Source organism: Staphylococcus durrellii (assembly GCF_015594545.1).
GTDB classification, from domain to species: Bacteria; Bacillota; Bacilli; order Staphylococcales; family Staphylococcaceae; genus Staphylococcus; species Staphylococcus durrellii.
Map to the genome: position 1 here is coordinate 938,626 of NZ_JADIIO010000001.1, position 21,690 is coordinate 960,315.

The 21,690-nt window shown below is 33.4% G+C and carries 16 protein-coding genes, 27 tRNA genes and 1 rRNA gene; 42 read left to right on the forward strand and 2 right to left on the reverse strand.

Annotated features, from left to right (window positions below; all coding sequences use genetic code 11):
* Nucleotides 1-53: 53 nt before the first annotated feature.
* The 29 genes from rrf (at nucleotide 54) to ISP02_RS04600 (ending at nucleotide 5,474) form a co-directional block, all read left to right on the forward strand.
* Nucleotides 54-168: ribosomal RNA gene (gene rrf, locus ISP02_RS04460) — 5S ribosomal RNA — on the forward strand.
* 10 nt (nucleotides 169-178) lie between these two features.
* Nucleotides 179-254, forward strand: a tRNA-Val gene (locus ISP02_RS04465).
* Between the two features lie 20 nt (nucleotides 255-274).
* Nucleotides 275-350, forward strand: a tRNA-Thr gene (locus tag ISP02_RS04470).
* Between the two features lie 5 nt (nucleotides 351-355).
* Nucleotides 356-431 (forward strand) — tRNA-Lys (locus ISP02_RS04475).
* A gap of 6 nt (nucleotides 432-437) precedes the next feature.
* Nucleotides 438-519 (forward strand) — tRNA-Leu (locus tag ISP02_RS04480).
* Nucleotides 520-522: 3 nt separating this feature from the next.
* Nucleotides 523-597: transfer RNA gene (locus tag ISP02_RS04485), tRNA-Gly, on the forward strand.
* Between the two features lie 13 nt (nucleotides 598-610).
* Nucleotides 611-699 (forward strand) — tRNA-Leu (locus tag ISP02_RS04490).
* Between the two features lie 15 nt (nucleotides 700-714).
* Nucleotides 715-788: transfer RNA gene (locus ISP02_RS04495), tRNA-Arg, on the forward strand.
* Nucleotides 789-801: 13 nt separating this feature from the next.
* Nucleotides 802-875, forward strand: a tRNA-Pro gene (locus tag ISP02_RS04500).
* Between the two features lie 15 nt (nucleotides 876-890).
* Nucleotides 891-966 (forward strand) — tRNA-Ala (locus ISP02_RS04505).
* 18 nt (nucleotides 967-984) lie between these two features.
* Nucleotides 985-1,058 (forward strand) — tRNA-Met (locus tag ISP02_RS04510).
* A gap of 26 nt (nucleotides 1,059-1,084) precedes the next feature.
* Nucleotides 1,085-1,158 (forward strand) — tRNA-Ile (locus ISP02_RS04515).
* Nucleotides 1,159-1,167: 9 nt separating this feature from the next.
* Nucleotides 1,168-1,260 (forward strand) — tRNA-Ser (locus tag ISP02_RS04520).
* 45 nt (nucleotides 1,261-1,305) lie between these two features.
* A tRNA-Ser gene (locus ISP02_RS04525) sits at nucleotides 1,306-1,398 on the forward strand.
* Between the two features lie 18 nt (nucleotides 1,399-1,416).
* Nucleotides 1,417-1,490: transfer RNA gene (locus ISP02_RS04530), tRNA-Met, on the forward strand.
* An 11-nt stretch (nucleotides 1,491-1,501) separates the two neighbouring features.
* Nucleotides 1,502-1,577 (forward strand) — tRNA-Asp (locus ISP02_RS04535).
* Nucleotides 1,578-1,581: 4 nt separating this feature from the next.
* Nucleotides 1,582-1,654: transfer RNA gene (locus ISP02_RS04540), tRNA-Phe, on the forward strand.
* 9 nt (nucleotides 1,655-1,663) lie between these two features.
* Nucleotides 1,664-1,736 (forward strand) — tRNA-Thr (locus ISP02_RS04545).
* Nucleotides 1,737-1,742: 6 nt separating this feature from the next.
* A tRNA-Tyr gene (locus ISP02_RS04550) sits at nucleotides 1,743-1,826 on the forward strand.
* A gap of 13 nt (nucleotides 1,827-1,839) precedes the next feature.
* A tRNA-Trp gene (locus tag ISP02_RS04555) sits at nucleotides 1,840-1,913 on the forward strand.
* Nucleotides 1,914-1,915: 2 nt separating this feature from the next.
* Nucleotides 1,916-1,988: transfer RNA gene (locus tag ISP02_RS04560), tRNA-His, on the forward strand.
* Nucleotides 1,989-2,000: 12 nt separating this feature from the next.
* Nucleotides 2,001-2,072 (forward strand) — tRNA-Gln (locus ISP02_RS04565).
* A 5-nt stretch (nucleotides 2,073-2,077) separates the two neighbouring features.
* Nucleotides 2,078-2,148, forward strand: a tRNA-Cys gene (locus ISP02_RS04570).
* Between the two features lie 11 nt (nucleotides 2,149-2,159).
* Nucleotides 2,160-2,234, forward strand: a tRNA-Gly gene (locus tag ISP02_RS04575).
* 19 nt (nucleotides 2,235-2,253) lie between these two features.
* A tRNA-Gly gene (locus tag ISP02_RS04580) sits at nucleotides 2,254-2,328 on the forward strand.
* A 19-nt stretch (nucleotides 2,329-2,347) separates the two neighbouring features.
* Nucleotides 2,348-2,422: transfer RNA gene (locus ISP02_RS04585), tRNA-Gly, on the forward strand.
* Between the two features lie 18 nt (nucleotides 2,423-2,440).
* Nucleotides 2,441-2,515, forward strand: a tRNA-Gly gene (locus tag ISP02_RS04590).
* A gap of 35 nt (nucleotides 2,516-2,550) precedes the next feature.
* A tRNA-Leu gene (locus ISP02_RS04595) sits at nucleotides 2,551-2,634 on the forward strand.
* A 338-nt stretch (nucleotides 2,635-2,972) separates the two neighbouring features.
* On the forward strand, nucleotides 2,973-5,474 hold the full coding sequence (locus tag ISP02_RS04600) for a CDP-glycerol glycerophosphotransferase family protein (RefSeq protein ID WP_208455770.1): 2,502 nt from the start codon (nucleotides 2,973-2,975) through the stop codon (nucleotides 5,472-5,474).
* Nucleotides 5,475-5,717: 243 nt separating this feature from the next.
* On the opposite strand, the gene ISP02_RS04605 is transcribed toward ISP02_RS04600, so the two are convergent.
* The gene (locus tag ISP02_RS04605) at nucleotides 5,718-6,599 is read right to left on the reverse strand and encodes a sulfite exporter TauE/SafE family protein (RefSeq protein WP_195720425.1); all 882 of its coding nucleotides are present in this window, start codon (nucleotides 6,597-6,599) and stop codon (nucleotides 5,718-5,720) included.
* 914 nt (nucleotides 6,600-7,513) lie between these two features.
* On the opposite strand from ISP02_RS04605, the gene ISP02_RS04610 reads away from it, so the two are divergent.
* The 12 genes from ISP02_RS04610 to fumC all read left to right on the forward strand — a co-directional run bounded on the left by ISP02_RS04610 (nucleotide 7,514) and on the right by fumC (nucleotide 19,512).
* Nucleotides 7,514-8,800, forward strand: a complete 1,287-nt coding sequence (locus tag ISP02_RS04610; RefSeq protein WP_195721828.1) for an LLM class flavin-dependent oxidoreductase — start codon at nucleotides 7,514-7,516, stop codon at nucleotides 8,798-8,800.
* Nucleotides 8,801-9,004: 204 nt separating this feature from the next.
* Nucleotides 9,005-9,802 carry a carbon-nitrogen hydrolase family protein gene (locus ISP02_RS04615; RefSeq protein WP_195720426.1) on the forward strand — a complete coding sequence of 266 codons (798 nt, stop codon included), beginning with the start codon at nucleotides 9,005-9,007 and terminating at the stop codon, nucleotides 9,800-9,802.
* A 1-nt stretch (nucleotide 9,803) separates the two neighbouring features.
* On the forward strand, nucleotides 9,804-11,129 hold the full coding sequence (locus ISP02_RS04620) for an APC family permease (protein WP_195720427.1): 1,326 nt from the start codon (nucleotides 9,804-9,806) through the stop codon (nucleotides 11,127-11,129).
* A gap of 145 nt (nucleotides 11,130-11,274) precedes the next feature.
* A complete protein-coding gene (locus ISP02_RS04625; RefSeq protein ID WP_195720428.1) occupies nucleotides 11,275-12,333 on the forward strand; it encodes a PTS transporter subunit IIC in 1,059 nt (352 codons plus the stop codon).
* A gap of 141 nt (nucleotides 12,334-12,474) precedes the next feature.
* Nucleotides 12,475-13,938: an ABC transporter substrate-binding protein/permease gene (locus ISP02_RS04630; protein WP_195720429.1), complete on the forward strand. Its 1,464-nt coding sequence runs from the start codon at nucleotides 12,475-12,477 to the stop codon at nucleotides 13,936-13,938.
* Complete coding sequence (locus ISP02_RS04635; RefSeq protein WP_195720430.1) at nucleotides 13,931-14,653, forward strand: amino acid ABC transporter ATP-binding protein; 723 nt, start codon at nucleotides 13,931-13,933, stop codon at nucleotides 14,651-14,653. The genes ISP02_RS04630 and ISP02_RS04635 overlap by 8 nt, the downstream gene beginning before the upstream one ends.
* Before the next feature lie 148 nt (nucleotides 14,654-14,801).
* The gene (gene queG, locus ISP02_RS04640) at nucleotides 14,802-15,926 is read left to right on the forward strand and encodes a tRNA epoxyqueuosine(34) reductase QueG (protein ID WP_195720431.1); all 1,125 of its coding nucleotides are present in this window, start codon (nucleotides 14,802-14,804) and stop codon (nucleotides 15,924-15,926) included.
* Between the two features lie 4 nt (nucleotides 15,927-15,930).
* Entirely contained in the window at nucleotides 15,931-16,401 is a 471-nt protein-coding gene (gene trmL, locus ISP02_RS04645) for a tRNA (uridine(34)/cytosine(34)/5-carboxymethylaminomethyluridine(34)-2'-O)-methyltransferase TrmL (RefSeq protein ID WP_195720432.1), read from the forward strand.
* 183 nt (nucleotides 16,402-16,584) lie between these two features.
* Entirely contained in the window at nucleotides 16,585-17,184 is a 600-nt protein-coding gene (locus ISP02_RS04650) for a 6-phosphogluconolactonase (protein WP_195720433.1), read from the forward strand.
* Nucleotides 17,185-17,221: 37 nt separating this feature from the next.
* Nucleotides 17,222-17,401, forward strand: coding sequence for an SAS053 family DNA gyrase inhibitor (locus ISP02_RS04655; protein WP_195720434.1), 180 nt, complete (start codon nucleotides 17,222-17,224; stop codon nucleotides 17,399-17,401).
* Between the two features lie 121 nt (nucleotides 17,402-17,522).
* Nucleotides 17,523-17,939 carry a hypothetical protein gene (locus ISP02_RS04660; RefSeq protein WP_195720435.1) on the forward strand — a complete coding sequence of 139 codons (417 nt, stop codon included), beginning with the start codon at nucleotides 17,523-17,525 and terminating at the stop codon, nucleotides 17,937-17,939.
* A 187-nt stretch (nucleotides 17,940-18,126) separates the two neighbouring features.
* A complete protein-coding gene (gene fumC / locus ISP02_RS04665; RefSeq protein WP_195720436.1) occupies nucleotides 18,127-19,512 on the forward strand; it encodes a class II fumarate hydratase in 1,386 nt (461 codons plus the stop codon).
* A gap of 70 nt (nucleotides 19,513-19,582) precedes the next feature.
* Here the strand turns inward: fumC and ISP02_RS04670 are convergent, their stop codons facing one another.
* Nucleotides 19,583-20,407, reverse strand: coding sequence for an RluA family pseudouridine synthase (locus tag ISP02_RS04670; protein ID WP_195720437.1), 825 nt, complete (start codon nucleotides 20,405-20,407; stop codon nucleotides 19,583-19,585).
* 160 nt (nucleotides 20,408-20,567) lie between these two features.
* Here ISP02_RS04670 and ISP02_RS04675 point away from each other — a divergent pair, with 160 nt between their 5' ends.
* Nucleotides 20,568-21,686, forward strand: coding sequence for a GAF domain-containing sensor histidine kinase (locus tag ISP02_RS04675; protein ID WP_195720438.1), 1,119 nt, complete (start codon nucleotides 20,568-20,570; stop codon nucleotides 21,684-21,686).
* Nucleotides 21,687-21,690 lie beyond the last annotated feature (4 nt).

Sequence of the window (21,690 nt, forward strand, 5' to 3'; positions counted from 1 at the left end):
ATTTATATTTACTTACTATCTAGTTTTGAATGTATAAATGTTATACATCATTGTCTGGTGACAATGGCAAGGAGGTCACACCTGTTCCCATGCCGAACACAGAAGTTAAGCTCCTTAGCGCCGATGGTAGTCGGATTTACATCCCGCTAGAGTAGGACGTTGCCAGGCAATATATAACGGAGAATTAGCTCAGCTGGGAGAGCATCTGCCTTACAAGCAGAGGGTCGGCGGTTCGAACCCGTCATTCTCCACCATATTACTTTTATACATATTAGCCGGCCTAGCTCAACTGGTAGAGCAACTGACTTGTAATCAGTAGGTTGGGGGTTCAAGTCCTCTGGCCGGCACCATGTATGAGCCATTAGCTCAGTTGGTAGAGCATCTGACTTTTAATCAGAGGGTCAGAGGTTCGAATCCTCTATGGCTCACCATTACATGCGGGTGTGGCGGAATTGGCAGACGCACTAGACTTAGGATCTAGCGCCTTACGGCGTGGGGGTTCGACTCCCTTCACCCGCATATGCAGAAGTAGTTCAGCGGTAGAATACGACCTTGCCAAGGTCGGGGTCGCGGGTTCGAATCCCGTCTTCTGCTCCATTTTTTCTTTTGTGCCGGGGTGGCGGAACTGGCAGACGCACAGGACTTAAAATCCTGCGGTAAGTAATTACCGTACCGGTTCGATTCCGGTCCTCGGCACCATCATTTGTGAAATATGCGCCCGTAGCTCAACTGGATAGAGCGTTTGACTACGGATCAAGAGGTTATGGGTTCGACTCCTATCGGGCGCGTTCATATATTTTACGGGAAGTAGCTCAGCTTGGTAGAGCACTTGGTTTGGGACCAAGGGGTCGTAGGTTCGAATCCTGTCTTCCCGATTAAAATACCTATATGGGGGCTTAGCTCAGATGGGAGAGCGCCTGCTTTGCACGCAGGAGGTCAGCGGTTCGATCCCGCTAGTCTCCACCATATAAGAAAATATTTAACGGCGGTGTAGCTCAGCTGGCTAGAGCGTACGGTTCATACCCGTGAGGTCGGGGGTTCGATCCCCTCCACCGCCACTAAATTTTATTATGAATTATATTTAGGACCTTTAGCTCAGTTGGTCAGAGCTAACGGCTCATAACCGTTCGGTCGCAGGTTCGAATCCTGCAAGGTCCATTAAATTGTGGAGGAATACCCAAGTCCGGCTGAAGGGATCGGTCTTGAAAACCGACAGGGGCTTAACGGCCCGCGGGGGTTCGAATCCCTCTTCCTCCGCCATTTATTTTTTCAGCATTATAATTCAATAAAATTATTTATTAATACGGAGGAATACCCAAGTCCGGCTGAAGGGATCGGTCTTGAAAACCGACAGGGGCTTAACGGCCCGCGGGGGTTCGAATCCCTCTTCCTCCGCCATTAATTATTTATTATTATCGCGGGATGGAGCAGTTCGGTAGCTCGTCGGGCTCATAACCCGAAGGTCGGTGGTTCAAATCCGCCTCCCGCAATTACATATTTTGGTCTCGTAGTGTAGCGGTTAACACGCCTGCCTGTCACGCAGGAGATCGCGGGTTCGATTCCCGTCGAGACCGCCATTATGGTTCAGTAGCTCAGTTGGTAGAGCAATGGATTGAAGCTCCATGTGTCGGCAGTTCGATTCTGTCCTGAACCATTCAAACAAGCCGGCCTAGCTCAACTGGTAGAGCAACTGACTTGTAATCAGTAGGTTGGGGGTTCAAGTCCTCTGGCCGGCATCATATGGAGGGGTAGCGAAGTGGCTAAACGCGGCGGACTGTAAATCCGCTCCTTCGGGTTCGGCAGTTCGAATCTGCCCCCCTCCACCATTTATAATTTAATAGGGGCATATTTCAACGGTAGAATAGAGGTCTCCAAAACCTTTGATGTGGGTTCGATTCCTACTGCCCCTGCCATGGCGGTTGTGGCGAAGTGGTTAACGCATCGGATTGTGGTTCCGACATTCGTGGGTTCGATTCCCATCAGCCGCCCTTAAGTATTAATGGGCTATAGCCAAGCGGTAAGGCAACGGACTTTGACTCCGTCACGCGCTGGTTCGAATCCAGCTAGCCCAGTATTTGGCGGCATAGCCAAGTGGTAAGGCAGAGGTCTGCAAAACCTTTATCACCGGTTCAAATCCGGTTGCCGCCTCTATGTGATTTGCGGGAGTAGTTTAACTCTTAGAACAGGTTCCTTCCCGGAACAAGGTATAGGTGTAAGTCCTATCTTCCGCTCCATTTATTTTTTATAATTTATGCGGGAGTAGTTTAACTCTTAGAACAGGTTCCTTCCCGGAACAAGGTGTAGGTGTAAGTCCTATCTTCCGCTCCATTTAATTTTTATAATTTATGCGGGAGTAGTTTAACTCTTAGAACAGGTTCCTTCCCGGAACAAGGTATAGGTGTAAGTCCTATCTTCCGCTCCATTTAATTTTATAATTTATGCGGGAGTAGTTTAACTCTTAGAACAGGTTCCTTCCCGGAACAAGGTATAGGTGTAAGTCCTATCTTCCGCTCCATAATTGCTTCCATTTGGGAGTTTTTTATTTATTGGGCCGGTGTGGCGGAATTGGCAGACGCGCGGGACTCAAAATCCCGTTCCTTCATTGGAGTGTCGGTTCAAACCCGACCACCGGTATCTTTTGGTGTTATAGACATCAGTATATTCTAGAAACCCTGTAATTACAGGGTTTCTTTTTTTTATCCTCATAAAAACATTAAATTTAAATATTTTGTTCTTTTTGTGGTCAAAGAAACACTAATGGAACATGGTTAAAAATGAACTGTTTTGATATTAATATATTGTAAAAAATGAAAGTAATTAATATGTAGACATAATTAAATATATCGAATATTTTAAATATTGTTTACTTTATAATAATATAAGGCTAATATATAGATATCGTTATTTATCTAAAAATTATTGTATTTTTAATGTTTTTAGGTAATTATTCTGTCTGAAAGTGAGGTAATATTTTGAATTTTAAAAATAATAAAGTAATAAATCAAATAAAGAGAAAATATAAATTTGTCAAAGAACCATTGGGCTCACTTAAAAAAAGTGCATACGTTAAGAAAATAACAAAATATGCAAAATATTATAAGACAAATAAAGTAAATAGTAATTACGTTTTATATCAATCCCGGGACGGACAGAGTATGACAGATAGTCCTTATGCTGTCTTTTTACATTTATTAGAAAATGCTACCTATAAAAATTTGTACCACATTTGGGTTGTGGATACGGAAGATAAAAAGATGAAGTTTGGAAATGAATTTAGAAATTATTCAAATGTAAAATTTATTGTGAAGGAAAGTGATGAATATTTAAATTATTTAACAGAAAGTAAATACATTTTAAATAACTCAACTTTTCCTGCTTACTTCACAAAAAAAGCTGATCAAATATACATAAACACATGGCATGGGACTCCTTTAAAATTAATGGGCTTAGATGTAGAGGATAATTTATTGGGAAGTCAAAATATTATTAAAAATTTTTTGAGCTCAGACTTATTAATAAGTCCCAATAAACATACTACGGAAATTTTTAAAAGGGCATTTAAATTAGATGGATTACTTAATGGGGAATTATTTGAGATAGGATATCCTAGAATCGATTTAACTATTAATTCTAATAAAGCGCAAATAATAGCAAAATTAAAAGATAATGATGTGTATCTTGAGAATGAGAAAGTTGCACTATTTGCACCAACGTGGAGAGGTAATGATGTTCATAATGCAGAAGATGATATTGAAGAAATCTACCAATTATTACAAAAAATGCAAAATTCAACAAGTTATCAAATATTAATTAAAGTACATCCATTTACTTATAATAATGCAATAAAACATAATGAGTTAAGACCTTATTTGATACCAGATACATTTGACACAAATGAGTTATTGAGTATAGTTGATTTGTTAATAACAGACTATTCTAGTATTTTCTTCGACTTTTTAGTCACAAATAAACCAATAGTATTCTATGTGCCTGATTATGAAACATATGAAGATGATAGAGGATTTTATATAGAACCAAATCAATTACCAGGTCCCTCGATTTCTAATGAAGATGATTTAATAACAACTATTAATAATATTGACCAAGAAGTAGATAAATATAAAAAGCAGTACGAACTATTTAAATCTACGTACACACCATACGAAAATGGGAATGTCACTAAAGTTTTAGTAGATAAAATATTTAGTGATAAAAAATATCAAACTCTAAAAAATAAAGAAAATATACTGATGTTTCCTGGTGGTATGAAAAATAATGGTATTACTACTGCTGCTATAAATTTATTACAAAATATTGATTATGATAAATACGATGTTACAATTTTTTTAAACAATACAAATGATAGAGAAATATTAACTAACTTAAAAGAAGTAAATGACAATGTAAGAATTCTTCTTCGTAAAGGTCCTTTATTGGCTACATTATCAGAAAAGTATAGGGATACATTTGTAAAAAACAGAGGACTTAACAGTTTCATTGAAAAATTGTTATATACAGATAGTTCCTACAAAAGGGAATCAAGAAAAATATTTGGAAATTCGCAATTTGATTACGTTATTGATTATAGTGGATATTCTATGTTCTGGCCAAAAATTTTATTAGGTACTGAAGCAAAAAGAAAAATCATTTACTTACACAGTGATATAAAAAGTGATATGCAACGCACTGTAAGTGGTAGAAGACCTCACTATACAAATTTAAAGGGTGCTGTTTCTCTGTATCATAGGTTCGATAAATTAGTAAGTGTTTCGGAAGTTACTAAAGATATAAATATTAAAAATATTGGTTTCGCTGCTGATAAAAACAAATTTACTTCAGCAATGAATTTAATAAATTTTGATAAAATTAGTAATCTAGTAAATGATAATAGTGATTATTTCCAACAAAATGGAAAAGAGGTTCTAGGTTTCATTCAAAATAATACAATAAAAACAGCCGAGTTCAATGATGATAATTATAACATCATGGCTATGGGTAGATTATCACCTGAAAAAGGTTTTGATATTTTAATTAAAGCTTTTGCTGATGTAGTAAAAGAATATCCCAATGCTAAACTATATATATTAGGTGATGGGCCTTTAAAAGCGCTGCTTAATAACTTAATAAATAAACTGAATCTTGATGATAGTGTTTATTTAGTCGGTCAAAAATCTAATCCATTCAATATCATGAAAAGATGTGATTTGTTTGTATTAACTTCTCACTATGAAGGGCAATCTATGGTTTTATTAGAGGCATTGACTTTAAACGTAAATGTATTAGCTTCTGATATACCTGCAAATAGGTTTGTACTTAAATATGGTGATTACGGTATGTTAGCAGAAAATACTCCTGAAAATATCGGGGAGAGCATTTTAAGATTTATTAAGAATGAAATCCCTGATTATGAGACATTTGAAGCAAAAGAATATAACAAACAAGCTATTAACGAATTTTACGACTTATTTAAATAAGGCTATCTGTGCAAAGTAACCGAGTGTATTATAAAATGTGACTTTAAAAATGATATATAAAATTATTAAGTTGAGAATCATAATTTGAAACCTTGTATGCATAAAATCTACATCAATTATATATTTGGAAAATCGGTATTAAACTGTTACTTTAAAACCTCTTTTATATGAGGTTTTAATATTTAAATACAAAAAGCCTCTATATAAGAGGCTTTTTTGTATTTGAAGTTATTTTATAACTAGTTAATTTGTAGTAGAAACTTTAGTTCTATTTCTTAAAGCTGTAGTTAAGACTAATGATATCCAAGTAATAACGACGATAATTTTGACAGTAATTATTGCACTCGCATTATTTGTAAAAATAGATGTTAAAGAACTAATATTTGTATAAATTATTAGCCCGCCGACACCTATTGCAAGAATGTTTATAGGTAATAATTTAACTAACCAAGCAGATATTGGTGCTGCTATAACGCCACCAATTGCTAATACAATTACTAAAAGCCAATTTATTGAAGCCCAATTTAGAAATATTAAAAAACCAAGTGATGATGATAGAGTAACAAAAAATTCACTTGCCGAAACTGTACCTATTACATAGCGCGGTTCAATTTTTTTACTTGAAAGAAGTAGCGGGGTATTAACAGGTCCCCAGCCTCCACCGCCGATGGAATCAAGAAACCCTGCTACTGCGGCTTGTGGTAATAGCACAAAATTAGATATTTTCTTAAATCCTGAGTCATTTCCTTGTTTTTTAGTACTTTTAAATAAAAATTGATAAATTATGTAGACACCAAGTAATAATAAGAATGTAGAGATTATTGGTTTAATGAAATCACTATTAACATTACTTAAAAACATTGAACCTATAAAGGCTGTTATAGATCCTGGTATTGCTAATTTTATAATAGAAGGCTTGTGCACATTTTTAAATTTCAAATGGGATGTACCCGCAGCAGCTGTTGTTAGTATTTCTGAAAAATGAACAGTAGCAGATGCAATTGCTGGAGTAATTCCAAATGTTAGTAGTATGGATGAGGCTGAAGCACCATACCCCATACCTAATGAACCATCAACCAATTCAGCTAGAAAACCGGCTAGGGCAAATATAATAATTTTTTGCATAAAAACACTCCTTTTGAGTAAAATAAATAACACGTATTAATATCCCTATCAGAATACTAAGGATTTATTTTAAAAAAATTGAACTCATAACTTGTAATGATAGGTGAGTTCTTATAATGATTAAAGTTTTTGAATTTTCTAAATTTATATTCAATTATATTACAGTTAATATTATTTAATGTCAACAGGACGTTTAAGATTTTATTTTCAGCTAATTTGAATAATAGTATTAAGATACGTTTAATTTATTATGTTATTAGATGATATAATACTCAAATTAGTTCAAAAATAAAGTTTTTTACTAGTATAAAGACGTTACTATTTTTCCAAGTGTTTTGTTTAATTTAAAACGATAGAAAAATTACTATTTAAAAAGCAAATAAATAGTAAAGTCATTGCAGACAATGTTGGCGATAGCACTAAATTTGAATACAAGCGTATAAAGGAAAGCTAAATTCAGTAATAGTAACAGTATAGTAAAACAAGTGAAGGTGTAAATGCATTGAATGCCTTTACTCTCAAAGATTGGCTGAGACGTTATCACTACATTTAGAAAATTGAACAATAATAAGCAAAGCTCACATTAAATTATTTAGTTGGATGCTAGTGAACCATGACAATATCAACTAGTTATCGTAAAAATTTTAGTAGTGACGCCTACTTCACAACAGCATTTAGATAAACTTGCAAAAGAAAGTTAGGATAAATATTATTTAAGCTTCCAATAATAAAGATTGCAGCTTCTAAATTCTCTGAAACCAGATACCTTGCTCACGATACAGTCAAAGGTTATTTTTCTATAATTTTCACTCCTCATTGATTAATATATTGACTGATAGGTTAGAAAATGGTACCTTAAACTTTATTAAATAACTCGGAATAGTAAGGATTTAGGGGGAATAAAGTTGAAAAGAATGAAGTTAGGATTTTTCATGGCTGGTTATGGTCATCACGTGGCAAGTTGGAGACATCCAGATGTAGCTAAAAAAGGCACAATGGACTTAGAAAATATTATCGAAAATGTTAAGACAGCAGAACGCGCAAATTTTGACTTTGTTTTTATTTCTGACGCGTTATTCGTTGATAAAAAAACGCATCCGGATTTAATGACCCGATATGAACCTATTAATTTAATGTCGGTAATTTCAAGAGAAACAAAAGATATTGGTCTTATTGTTACTGCTTCTACGACTTTCTCTCAACCATTTACATTGGCTCGTGATTTTTCAACTTTAGATCATATTAGTAATGGGAGAGCTGGATGGAATATAGTAACATCTGGGGTAAATGATACTGCTCAAAACTTTAATGGCACCCAAAATATGGAGCATGATTTACGTTATGATCAAGCTGCCGAATTTGTTAATGTAACTCATAAATTATGGCATTCGTGGGATAATGTAACATTTACTAGAAATCAAAGTAATGGACAGTTTATTAGTGATGAAGAACCAGAGGCAATAAATCATAATGGTCATTTTTTCCAAGTCAAAGGACCATTAAACATAGAACGTTCTCCTCAAGGTCATCCATTAATGATTCAAGCTGGATCTTCTAAAAAAGGAATAGAATTTGCGTCAAAAATAGCTGAAGTTATTTTTACAGCGCAAACTGATTTAGAGGCGGCAGTGAAATATGCCGATGATGTTAGAGAAAAAGTACATCATGAGAGAGGTAATGATCAAGAGGTAGTTATTATGCCTGGTATTTTTCCAGTAATTGGTAATACTGAAGCTGAGGCTTTAGCAAATTATGAATCGTTGCAGAATTTAATATTACCAGAAGTTGGTTTGAAATTATTATCTTCTTATTTAGGAGATATTGATCTTAGTGGATATGATTTAAATATACCATTTGAACAAATTAATCTAGACTCTGGAAATGGTATCCAAAGTCGTATTGAAATTATACAAGAGCATGCTAAAAAACATAGCTTAACACTAGATGATGTTATGAAATCGGTGGCTGGTGCTAGAGGTCACCACATTATCGTTGGTACGCCAGAGAAAATTGCAGATAATATGGAAGAATGGTTTGCTAGAGGGGCAGCGGATGGGTTTAATGTTATGCCACCATTAATACCAACTCAATTTAATTTATTTGTTGAAAAAGTAGTACCCATTTTACAAGAAAGGGGTCTAGTTCAAAAGTCATATCATACAGGAACTTTACGTGAAAAGTTAGGTTTGAAAGCACAGTAATAAGTTGTGTAAAAAAATAATACTTAGGACTGGTGCCTTAATTTTTGGGAAACTGGTTCTTTTTATACTACCAATAATTATAGTAAAATTCAGACAATTAAAAATTTAGTAATTAAAGCATTTCATTAATCACTAAATTAATTGTAAGTAGATGATTGTACTAATTATTGGTAGTTTTATTTTTACACAAAGGGGAGAAATATCATGAAAATAACGTTAGCACAAACACAGCCTGACGTTGGGGATTTAACTACAAATGTTAAGAATATTTGTAAATTATTAACAGATGCGAGTAATAATGATAGTAAGATTATACTATTCCCAGAATTATCATTATCAGGATATGTCACTGATCAACAAACATTAGAAAATACTGCAATTACAGTTGATGATGATTTAATTTTAAAAATTAAGCAAAGCTGTAATAAAAATAATATAGATACCGTTATCTCGTTTCCTGAAAAAAACGGTCAATCATTTTATATTAGTTCGTTATACATAAATCATAATGGTGAAGTTTTAGCAAAATATCGAAAAACACATTTATTTGCGGAAGAACAAAATCTATTTAGTAAAGGTGAAGAGTACCCAATTTTTAATACTCAATTCGGTTATCTAGGTATGATGATTTGTTATGATTTAGAATTTCCAGAAGTTGCACGTTTATTAAAACTTCAAGGGGCGGAAATGATTTTAATCTGTACAGCAAATATGCAACCATATGAACATCATCAGGATGTCTATTTAATGAGTAGAGCGCTCGAAAATGAATTGCCGGTAGCGATAGCTAACCAAGTAGGTATTAATAAACAACATAACTTCTTTGGCCACAGTGCAGTCGTTGACCATAACGGTAAGTTTTTATTAAAACTTGATAGTTCAACGCAATTACAACATGTCGATGTTAATTTAAATATTGAAAGAAATGCAGATTTGAATTACGTAAATAATTTAAATACTAATATATTTGAACAGCTCTCTCTAGCGAAGGAGCGTGTGTAATATGGAACAAGGTAAATTACAACAGTCTCTATCACTTTATCAAGTTATTATGTTCGGTTTAGCTTATATGGCACCAATGATTGTATTTGGAACATATGGCACTTTATTCGAAACAACTAATGGTTTTGTACCATATGCATATTTTTTTGCAACTATAGCTATGTTATTTACTGCATTTAGTTATGGGCAAATGGCAAAAGCATTTCCATCAGCAGGCTCCGCATATACATTCGTTTCCAAAAGTATGAATCATTCGTTAGGTTTTATGATTGGTTGGACAATTTTGCTTGACTATTTATTTTTACCTTTAGTTATTTGGCTAATTGGCGCCGAATATTTAAGCACTGCATTCCCATTAGTACCTAGCTGGTGTTGGATTGTCATATTTATTATCGTGACTACATTAATAAACATTATAGGTATTAATACAACGACTACTATGAACTTACTTATTATGGTGTTTCAAGTATTAGTTATTATTATTTTTATTATCTTATGTGTTTATAGCGTATTACACGGTATGGGTGAAGGACATCTAGTGAGTAAAAATGTCTTTGTCTTGCCACAAAGTCATATCACACCTGTCTTAGCCGGCGCCTCGATCGCATGCTATTCCTTCTTAGGATTCGACGCAGTGACGACGTTGGCTGAAGAAACAAAAAACCCTGAGAAAACGATTCCACGTGCAATTATGTTAATTACTTTAATCGGTGGATTTTTATTTATTGTAGTGGCCTATATACTATCAATTACGATACCTAATTTCGATGCAATACAAAACACTGAATCGGCAGCTTTTGAAATTGCGAAAATAGTTGGTGGTAACTTCTTATCAGCGCTATTCTTAAGTGGCTTAATTTTAGCTCAATTTGCTTCTGGACTATCTGCTCAAACGAGTGGAGCTAGACTATTGTACGCAATGGGAAGAGATGGCGTTTTAAACAAGAAGATTTTTGGGTTTGTTGGTAAAAGAAGTCAAACACCATTATTTAATTTAATGTTTATTGGGGTAGTTGGACTTATCGGTATTTTAATGAGTATAAGCACATCTACTTCATTTATTAATTTTGGTGCATTTATTTCATTTACGTTTGTTAACTTAGCAGTTATCGCACATTATTTCATAAAGTTAAAACAACGTAACGGCGTTAAATTGATACCATATTTAATTATTCCATTCATCGGTGTCGTTTTAGATATTAGTTTATTTGTTAGTTTAGATAAACACGCGTTAATTCTTGGTTCATTATGGACTTGTGTCGGTTTTGTTTATTTATTGTATATCACAAAATGTTTCTCTAAAGCTCCACCAAATCTTTCTTTTTAATTTAGTAAAGAGCTCAAAGCATTTGAAGATGCCTTTGGGCTTTTTTGTACAAAAGACCTTTTAATAACCTAAACAATTCAATATTGTAGTTTAACAAGTTATATAATATTATTAGTTTTAAGTTACATAAAGAGGAGATAAACTTATGAGTAAAGTAAATATTGCGCCAAAGCAATTTTTTATGAATATTTTAAATGCGGTAGGTGCAGGTGTAGTTATAGCATTACTTCCAAACGCCTTATTAGGTGAATTATTAAAGTTCTTTAAAGAAGGTAACGACCTATTACAAACAACTTATGAAATTGTCGTAGTTATACAATCGTTTATGGCATTCATTATTGGTGTATTAGCTGCCCATCAATTTAAATTTAGCGGTGCAGGTGCAACGATAGTGGGTGTTTCTGCCATGATTGGTAGTGGTGCAATAAAACTTTCAGGAGATGGCATATCTTTAAATGGTATTGGAGATATTATTAATATAATTATTGTGGTAATTATAGCGTGTTTTTTATATTTAATATTGCAAAATAAATTAGGTTCATTAGAAATGATCATTTTACCAGTGTTAATTCCAGTTGTCAGTGGTATCTTAGGTTTATATACATTGCCTTATGTGTCAAAAATTACTAAGGGGATTGGTCATATTGTTAATACCTTTACAGACTTCAATCCAATGTTAATGTCGGTACTCATTTGTGTTACTTATGCATTATTAATGGTAACGCCAATTTCACTCGTGGCAATTGCTACAGCTATTGGTTTGAGTGGTCTTGGTAGTGGCGCAGCGAATATGGGTATCGTTGCTGCTTGTGTCACTTTTTTATTTGGTTCAATAAGAGTCAATTCTGTTGGTGTAAATTTAGTGTTAATCATAGGTGCTGCCAAAATGATGATTCCAGTATATTTAAAAAATTTAATCATTGCCGTTCCATTAACAATAAATGGTGTTATATGTGGTTTGGTTGCATATTTTATAAATATACAAGGCACACCAATGTCGGCCGGGTTTGGTTATACTGGTCTTGTAGGGCCTATCAACGCTTTCAATAGAATGTCTGGAGACGCTACTACGAACATTATATTGTTAGTTTTTGGTTACTTCATTATTCCATTTGTTGCAGGTTTCTTTGTCAATGAATTATGCAAAAGATTTATTAGTCGATACAGCGATGAAATGTATAAATTTGAAATACCAGAACAATAAAAGACTAGGCAGGTTATAGCTATAACCTGCCTAGTCTTTTATAAAACCTATGACATGTTAAACAAGATACTTAAAATGTTATTGAATATATTTGCGTTATTATGTATAATAATAAAATAATTGAGAAAGGGGTCTTTACTTATGAAAGTAATTGGGAAGATTTTGTTGGCAACTATAATAATATTAAGCTCCATAAATCTTTATCTTAATCCGACAACACATGCTGCGGAAGATAAGCAGTGGGATAAAATTAAAAAGAGAGGGGAGCTAAAAGTAGGTTTATCTGCAGATTATGCACCTTATGAATTTGAACATAATGTTGATGGTAAGACTAAATACGCAGGAATTGATATAGAACTAGCTAAAAAAATAGCAAAAGATAATCATTTAAAGTTAAAAATAGTAAATATGCAATTTGATAGTTTATTGGGAGCTATAAAAACTGGGAAAATTGATTTGATTATTTCCGGCATGACCCCGACTCCTGAACGTGAAAAGGAAGTTGACTTTTCTAACCCATATATGACAGTCACACAAAAAATGATTATTAAAGAAGCTAATGCGGATAAATTAAAAACTTTAGACGACTTTACTAATAAAAGAATTGGTGCGCAAAAGCAAACACAACAAGAAACGATAGCAAATGAAGAAATCAAAAATGCACAAGTACAATCCTTAACAAGAGTGCCGGAAGTTATAATGTCATTAAAAAGTAGTAAAATTGACGGAATGGTAATCGAAGGCCCTGTTGCTGAAGCATACTTAAAGCAAAACCCAGATTTGAAATTTGCTAACGGTGTGAAATTTAAAGAGGGAGAAAAGCAAACTGCTATTGCATTACCTAAAAATTCGCCAACTTTGAAAAATCAATTAAATACTACGATCAAAGAGGTGAAAGATAACAATCTTATTGATGAATATAAAGAAAAAGCGGCAGAAGCTATGAAAAAAGATGACGGTAATTTCTTCACTAAATATGGTAGTTTCTTCTTAAAAGGTATAGGTAATACAATTTTAGTATCTATAGTTGGGGTAGTATTAGGCGCTTTATTTGGAGCGATTATTGCATTGTTTAAATTGAGTAAATTTAAACCTCTAAAATGGTTGGCTTCAGCATATATAGAATTTTTAAGAGGCACACCATTATTAGTACAAGTATTTTTAGTGTACTTTGGTTCTACCGCTGTACTTGGACTTGATATATCGGCATTAATTTGTGGGATGATTGCACTCGTTATTAATTGTTCAGCATACATAGCAGAGATTATTAGAGCAGGTATAAATGCAGTAGATAAAGGGCAAATGGAAGCGGCTAGAAGTTTAGGTTTATCGTACGGTCAAACTATGAAATCTGTAATTTTACCTCAGGCAATTAAAAATATTTTACCTGCTTTAGGTAATGAGTTTGTAACGGTTATAAAAGAATCTTCAATAATTTCAGTAATTGGTGTAAGTGAAATTATGTTTAATGCCCAAGTTGTTCAAGGTGCGTCATTCGATCCATTCACACCATTATTAGTAGCAGCGGTCTTATATTTTGTACTTACATTTACATTGTCTCGTGTAATGTACTTCTTTGAAGGGAGATTGAAAGTTAGTGATTAATATTAAAAATTTAACGAAAAACTTTGGTCAAAATGAAGTGTTAAAAGGTATAGATTTATCGGTTGAACGCGGTGAAGTAGTCGCAATTATTGGTCCTTCGGGTAGTGGTAAGAGTACTTTGTTGAGATGCATGAATTTATTAGAAACGCCTACAAGTGGAGAAGTAATTTTTGAAGGTAATAATTTAATGGATAAAAATACGCAATTAGAACAATTGCGTCAAAAAATGGGTATGGTCTTTCAAAATTTTAATCTCTTTCCACACAAAAAAGTTATCGATAATGTATTGCTAGCACCAATATTACTAAAAAAAGGTAATACGAATGAATTGCGTAATGAAGGTTTGAAATTATTAGAAAAAGTAGGTTTAGAAGATAAGGAAGACGCTTATCCTGCTCAATTATCTGGTGGTCAGAAACAAAGAGTAGCTATAGCTAGAGCACTGGCTATGAACCCTAAAGTATTGTTATTTGATGAACCTACATCGGCTTTAGACCCAGAAGTAGTTGGCGATGTGTTAGCGGTAATGAAAGATTTAGCTAAGGAAGGCATGACGATGGTTGTAGTAACACACGAGATGTCCTTTGCAAAAGACGTAAGTGATAAAGTCGTGTTTATGGCAGATGGTGTTGTAGTAGAATCAGGTACACCAAATGAAGTGTTTGAAAATAGAAAACATGAAAGAACAAAGTCTTTCTTAGCGAGAGTATTGTAATTAGCTATTAATAACGACATTAATATCTTATGAATATAACATAAGATTTTAATGTCTTTTTTATCTGATAACTATGTATACATTTATTCTATATATATTTACGATGTGTTACACTATTATATGTATGTTTTTTATATGGAGTGAGTGAATGGATATTAAGCAATTAAAGCAAGATGTCATTACATATGCACATTCGATAGGTATAGATAGTATAGGTTTTACAACTGCAGATCCATTTGATGAATTAAAACAAAAACTTATAGATTATCATGAAAAAGGTTATGCTTCTGGCTTTGAGGAATCAAATATTTCTTTACGTACGGAACCCAAACTGTCATTGCCAACTGCTAGGTCTATTATAGCCATTGCAGTTGGATACCCCAACAAACTAAAAGGCGCACCTAAGAGCGTAAAAGGTGATAGAAGAGGCATGTTTGCTAGAGCTTCATGGGGACAAGATTATCATACGATAATGAGAAAGAGGTTAGATAAATTAGCCGAATACTTAAAGGATAGGGTGCCAGATGTTGAAGTTCAATCTATGGTCGATACGGGTGTCTTGTCTGATCGCGCCGTAGCCGAAAGAGCTGGACTAGGATTTGCTGGGCGTAATGGATTTGTTATTAATCCTGATTTAGGTACATGGACGTATTTAGGTGAGATGTTAGTAAGCATTCCTTTTGAACCTGACGATCCTTTGATAGATAGTTGTGGTGATTGCACTATTTGTGTTGATAGATGCCCTACGGGTGCATTAGTTGGCGATGGGCAACTAAATAGTCAGAAATGTATTAGTTTCTTAACTCAAACCAAAGGTTATATGCAAGACGAATATCGTTATAAAATTGGCAATAGATTATATGGTTGCGATACTTGCCAACAGGTTTGTCCTAAAAATAAAGGCATTAATACGCAACAAGACGACATCGTTTTAGAACCCGAGATATTAAAGCCTAGATTAGTACCATTATTAAAAATGAATAACAAAGAATTTAAAAATACTTATGGACATTTAGCTGGTGCATGGAGGGGTAAAAAGCCAATTCAAAGAAATGCGATTTTAGCATTAGCACATTTTAAAGAAGCGACGGCAATACCTGACTTAAAAGATGTTGCCATTAATGATCCTAGACCGATGATTAGAGGCACAGCTTATTGGGCTATTGGTCAAATATTAGGAGAAGAAGCGATTGAATTTATAAATGAACATTACGCTTCTGAAATAGAAGAAGTTCAACAAGAAATGATTAAAGGATTAGAACAGGAGAGTTAACCATATGACGAACCATATCGTATTATTTCAACCTGAAATACCCGGAAATACGGGTAGCATTGCTAGAACATGCGCTGGAACATATACTCATTTACATTTGATTAAACCATTGGGCTTCAGTACAGATGACAAAATGTTAAAACGTGCAGGACTTGATTACTGGGACAGTGTTAATATTACTTATCATGAAAATATTTCAGCATTTTTCGAAGCAACTGAAGGTAATTATTATTTATTAACAAAATTTGGTGAAAAGACGTACTCCAATTTTGATTTTTCAAATATTGAACAACAACATTATTTTATCTTTGGTCGTGAGACGACTGGGTTACCTGATTGGGTTAAAGAGAAATACCAAGATACTGCATTAAGAATGCCGATGAATGACAATATTAGATCATTAAATTTGTCTAATACTGCCTCAATTTTAATCTATGAAGCTTTAAGACAACAAGATTTCCCTAAATTGACGTAATTCTTGTAACTAAATAAGTGAAATGAGAACTAAAGACTTGTATAATAAAGCTATCTTTAGTGATAAAAGGAATCATGATATAAATGGCGGTTAAAAAATATACGTTTATCTGAATATGAACTAGGGTACTAGTTAAGCAATGTAAACGTCTATATTTAATGGATAACAAGGAGTGTAAACACTATGGCAATGAACTTTAAAGTTTTAGAAAATGAAAATATCGTAGCAGAATATGTGGCAGATATTTTAAGAAAACAATTCAATAATAATCCAACAACTATTGCTGGAATACATCTTGCAAAAGATAATGCACCTGTTTTAGACGAGTTAAAGAAAAATGTTGATAAACATGCGGTTGATTTTAGTCAAATTAATATCTTAGACTATGATGACATTAAGTCATATTATGATGCATTAGGCGTACCAGAAGGCCAAATTTACAATATTTCATTTAGTGAAGATACAGAGTCATTTATCGGCGATAAAATCAAAACTAAAGAGAATAAAGGTAAATTAATTTTACAAGTAGGTTCAATTGATAGTTCAGGTAATTTAGATGTGAGTATTCGCCAAGGATTATTAAATGCACGTGAAGTATTTTTAGTTGTTACAGGTAACGATAAAAAAGAAGCGGTGCATAAATTATATGAAGAAAACGGTAAAACAAGTTATGAACCAGCAGATTTAAAAGCGCATAGAATGGTTAATGTTATTTTAGATGAAGCTGCTGCTGAAGGTTTACCTGAAGACGTACGTCATTATTTTACTGCAAGATTTGCGTAATTTAATACAATGAGTTAGTTATGAGAGGTGAATTATAATGACTCATGAAAATAAACATCAACAACATGAAGACGATGAAAACGTCGAAAATGAAATGGTTGATGATTACTCAGATTTAGTCGAATTAGGCAAAGAAATGGAACAAATTTCTGAGGAAAATGATGAAGACAAGCTCAATAAGTCCCATGATGCAGACACGCGTTCTGATATGGACTAACCAATTTTTAGCACTATTGATCTTATATCAATAGTGTTTTTGTTTAGTGTAAAAATCAGTCATCATTTTGCTGTGCATATGTTATGATTAAAACATTATTATGATTAAGGAGAAAATAAGAATGATAGCAAAAAATTGGAAATACATAATGATTACAGCTGTCGTTATTAATTTAATTTCAATTAAAGGTTTTCCAATGGCAATTGGAGCGATATATTTACCCATTTTATTCAAGGTAATAAAAATGCAAATTAACTTATCTAATGGTCTAATAGATAACGTTAACCCAAAAACATTTATTAAATCAAATCAAACAGGCGTAATTATTAGTGTTATATGTTGCATTGTTATATCCGTATTATTAATGAAACCATTAAATAACTTTTATAGCAATTTAGATGGTATATTAGGTGTGTTAATAACAATAAGTCCTTTAACAATGATAATAGGGGCTATACTGTTAATATTAACAGCTATTGGTGTTATTCAAGCAGCCAAAAATTTCTATGCTAATTCAGTAGCAACAGATAAAAACTAAATAAAACTAATTGACTAGTTACCAGTTACTTGAAAATTTATTTTTCACAAACTTGTGCTAGTTTTTTTATACAAAGTAAATAATTTACTTTGTATTATGAAAACGCTATATTATGTCATTGCCCGACTAAATTAATTAATGATATACTAAGACTGAATAAAGATAATCACAGGGGGAGAGACACGTTATGTCTGTAAGAATTGAACATGATACATTTGGAGAAATAGAAGTACCAGCCGATAAATATTGGGGAGCTCAAACTGAGCGTAGTAAAAGAAATTTCCCTGTCGGTAAAGAACGTATGCCTATCGAAGTTGTTTATGGCTTCGCTCAATTAAAAAGAGGTGCAGCTCTAGCTAACCATGAATTAGGTAAATTATCCGATGTTAGAAAAGATGCAATTGTGCATGCTTGTGATCGTATTTTAAATAAAGAGTTAGACGAACATTTTCCATTAGTTGTTTGGCAAACTGGAAGTGGTACACAAAGTAACATGAACGTAAACGAAGTTGTAAGTTATGTTGCCAATCAATACTTAGAAGAGCAAAATGAAGCAGCAGATATTCATCCTAATGATGATGTAAACAAATCACAAAGCTCAAACGACACATTTCCAACGGCGATGCATGTTGCTTTATATACAGAAATTGAAACGAAGCTTGAACCAGCTTTGAAATCATTAAGAGATACATTTAAAGATAAAGAACAACGATTCCAAGAAATCATTAAAATTGGGCGTACGCATTTACAAGATGCGACACCTATTAGATTAGGCCAAGAAATTAGTGGTTGGAGATATATGTTAGATAGATGTGAAACCTTATTACATGAATCTAAAGCACATATATTAAATTTAGCAATAGGTGGAACTGCGGTTGGTACTGGTATCAATGCACATCCTGAATTTGGTAATAAAGTCGCAAAATTTATTTCACAAAATACTGGATATCCTTTCGTGTCATCAGAAAATAAATTCCATGCGTTAACTTCTCATGACGAAGTCGTACAATTACACGGTACTTTAAAAGCCTTAGCTGCTGATTTAACTAAGATTGCAAATGATGTTAGATGGTTAGCTTCGGGTCCTCGCGCTGGTTTGGCTGAAATCTCAATTCCTGAAAATGAACCGGGTTCATCAATCATGCCTGGTAAAGTAAATCCAACGCAATGTGAAATGTTAACCATGGTTGGCGTTCAAGTTATGGGTAATGATGCAGCTGTAGGTATCGCAAGTTCACAAGGTAATTTCGAGTTGAACGTTTATAAACCAGTAATCATGCATAATACATTACAATCTATTTATTTATTAGCAGATGGAATGCAGACGTTTAATGATAATTGTGCTGTAGGTATTGAGCCTATCTCAGAAAATATTGATAATTACTTAAATCAATCATTAATGTTAGTAACAGCTTTAAATCCACATATTGGCTATGAAAAAGCTGCACAAATTGCAAAAAAAGCACATAAAGAAGGTTTAACTTTAAAAGCATCAGCAATTCAATCAGGTTATGTAACTGAAGAACAATTTGAAGAATGGATTAAACCAGAAGACATGGTAAATCCCAAATAATAATTGTTATATAGATAAGTAAAACCGTTATCACATTAAGCAATGTGATAACGGTTTTTAATAGAACAATTTATTTATCATCCAATGAGACTGAAATAAATTCTTGTGTAAGCGGGTGTGTAAATTCTATTTGATGACTATTTAATTTCAATTGTCTCAAAGTCGAATTTCCATAAAGCGGATCACCTATTACAGGGTGGCCAATTTCTGCTAAATGCACACGAATTTGATGCGTACGTCCTGTATCAAGTTTTAAGTCCAATTCGCACACACTTTCTTCTATCATTTTTGAATCGATAATATGAGTGATTGCACGTTGACCTGTAATGGAAATTCTTCTACGGTTAGGGTGGAACTTATCCTTACCAATTGGCATATCGATAGTTTGAGCTTTTATAGGTAATAAACTATGAACGTGGGCCTTGTATATACGCTCGATTTTATTTTCTTCAAGCATCTTATCTAATATTTTTTTAATTATTGGATTTTTAGCGACGATAAGTAACCCTACAGTTTCTTGGTCAAGACGGTGGATAGGCTCAACATAATCACTATCAATAGTATAAATGACATGGTTCATTAATGTATTACTCTCCATTAAGTCATTCGGATGCGTTTTAACCCCTTTTGGTTTCATAACCACTGCGATGTCATCATCTTCGTAATAAATTTGAGCATATCTATAACTTGGTAGATAATTACTTTTTTCTTCGGGCGTGGGAATATCAACTTTATCACCAGTCGACACATGTGTTGTAAACTTGCTCACTTCACCATTAATTGTAATGTTCTTTGACATATTTAGTAAATGTAAGTCTTTTTTTGGTAATTTTAATTCTTGAAATATTTCTCTTAATGTTTTGCTATTGTAGCTTTGCGGGATTGTAAATTTCATAACTTCCTCCTCAATATTCTTTATTATCATACCATACTCACATCGTATAAAAAATTAACTTCAGGAAATATATAAGAAAGTTAACGGACTATTTTCAATAATAAAATTAACAATGTATAATATGAATTAACTGAAAAGTGTTCATGACTGGGGCGGTAAAATGGAGAAACCTACGCGTTTAGCGTTACTAAAGGAAATAGCCGAATTTTTAAATGAAGAAACAGAAACATATGATATGATGCAAGGCGCATTAAAATTTTTAATTGATGGTAGTGACTTCACTACGGGATGGATTTTTTTCATAGATAATGAAGGTAATCATGGGCTCGTTTCTGATACTAATCTGCCAGGAGCTCTAGTAAAAAATAATTGTCAATATATGCAAGAAGGCACGTGTTGGTGTGTACAAGCATACAGCAATGAAAAATTAACTAAAGCATCTAACATTATCAATTGCTCGCGTATCAATTTGGCAACTAAGGCACATTATCAAGAAACTGATGGTATCACTCATCATGCTACAGTACCATTAAGATCTGGTAGAGAGCAGTTTGGTTTATTAAATGTTGCCACACCTTATACGAAAAGCTATAGTGAAGAGGACTTAGAATTGTTAGAGTCTGTCGCATTCCAAATCGGTTCTGCAATTAAGCGCATTTGGCTAACAGATCAGGAAAAAGAAGCGGCTCGTATAAACGAACGTAATAGACTTGCGCGTGATTTACACGATTCTGTTAATCAGATGTTATTTTCTGTAAAACTTACCGCACATGCAGCAAAAGCTATGTCGAAAGAAGAAATGTCTAAAAATGCATTTAATACTATTGAGACGACTAGTCAACAAGCTGTAAATGAGATGCGTGCGTTAATATGGCAACTAAAACCTATAGGGTTAGAACATGGACTAATTAACGCATTATCAAGCTATTCTGAAATGATGAAATTAAATTTAAACGTACAGGTTGATGGTTTAATAAACGTGCCAAGTTTAATTGAAGAAAACGTGTATCGTATTTTACAGGAAGCAATTAATAATGTTAAAAAACATGCACATACTGACGAAATATATTTAAAACTATCACAACAGCAAAATTATTTAAATATAGAGTTTGAAGATAACGGGTCTGGTTTCAATATAAATCACAACACAGAGCATGTGTCGCATGGTCTTAATAATATGAGACAAAGAGTGAAAATGATAAATGGGAAAATTAATATTCAATCTAGTTATGAGCAAGGAACAAAAATTAATTTAATCATTCCAATTAAAGTGGACTGAAAGG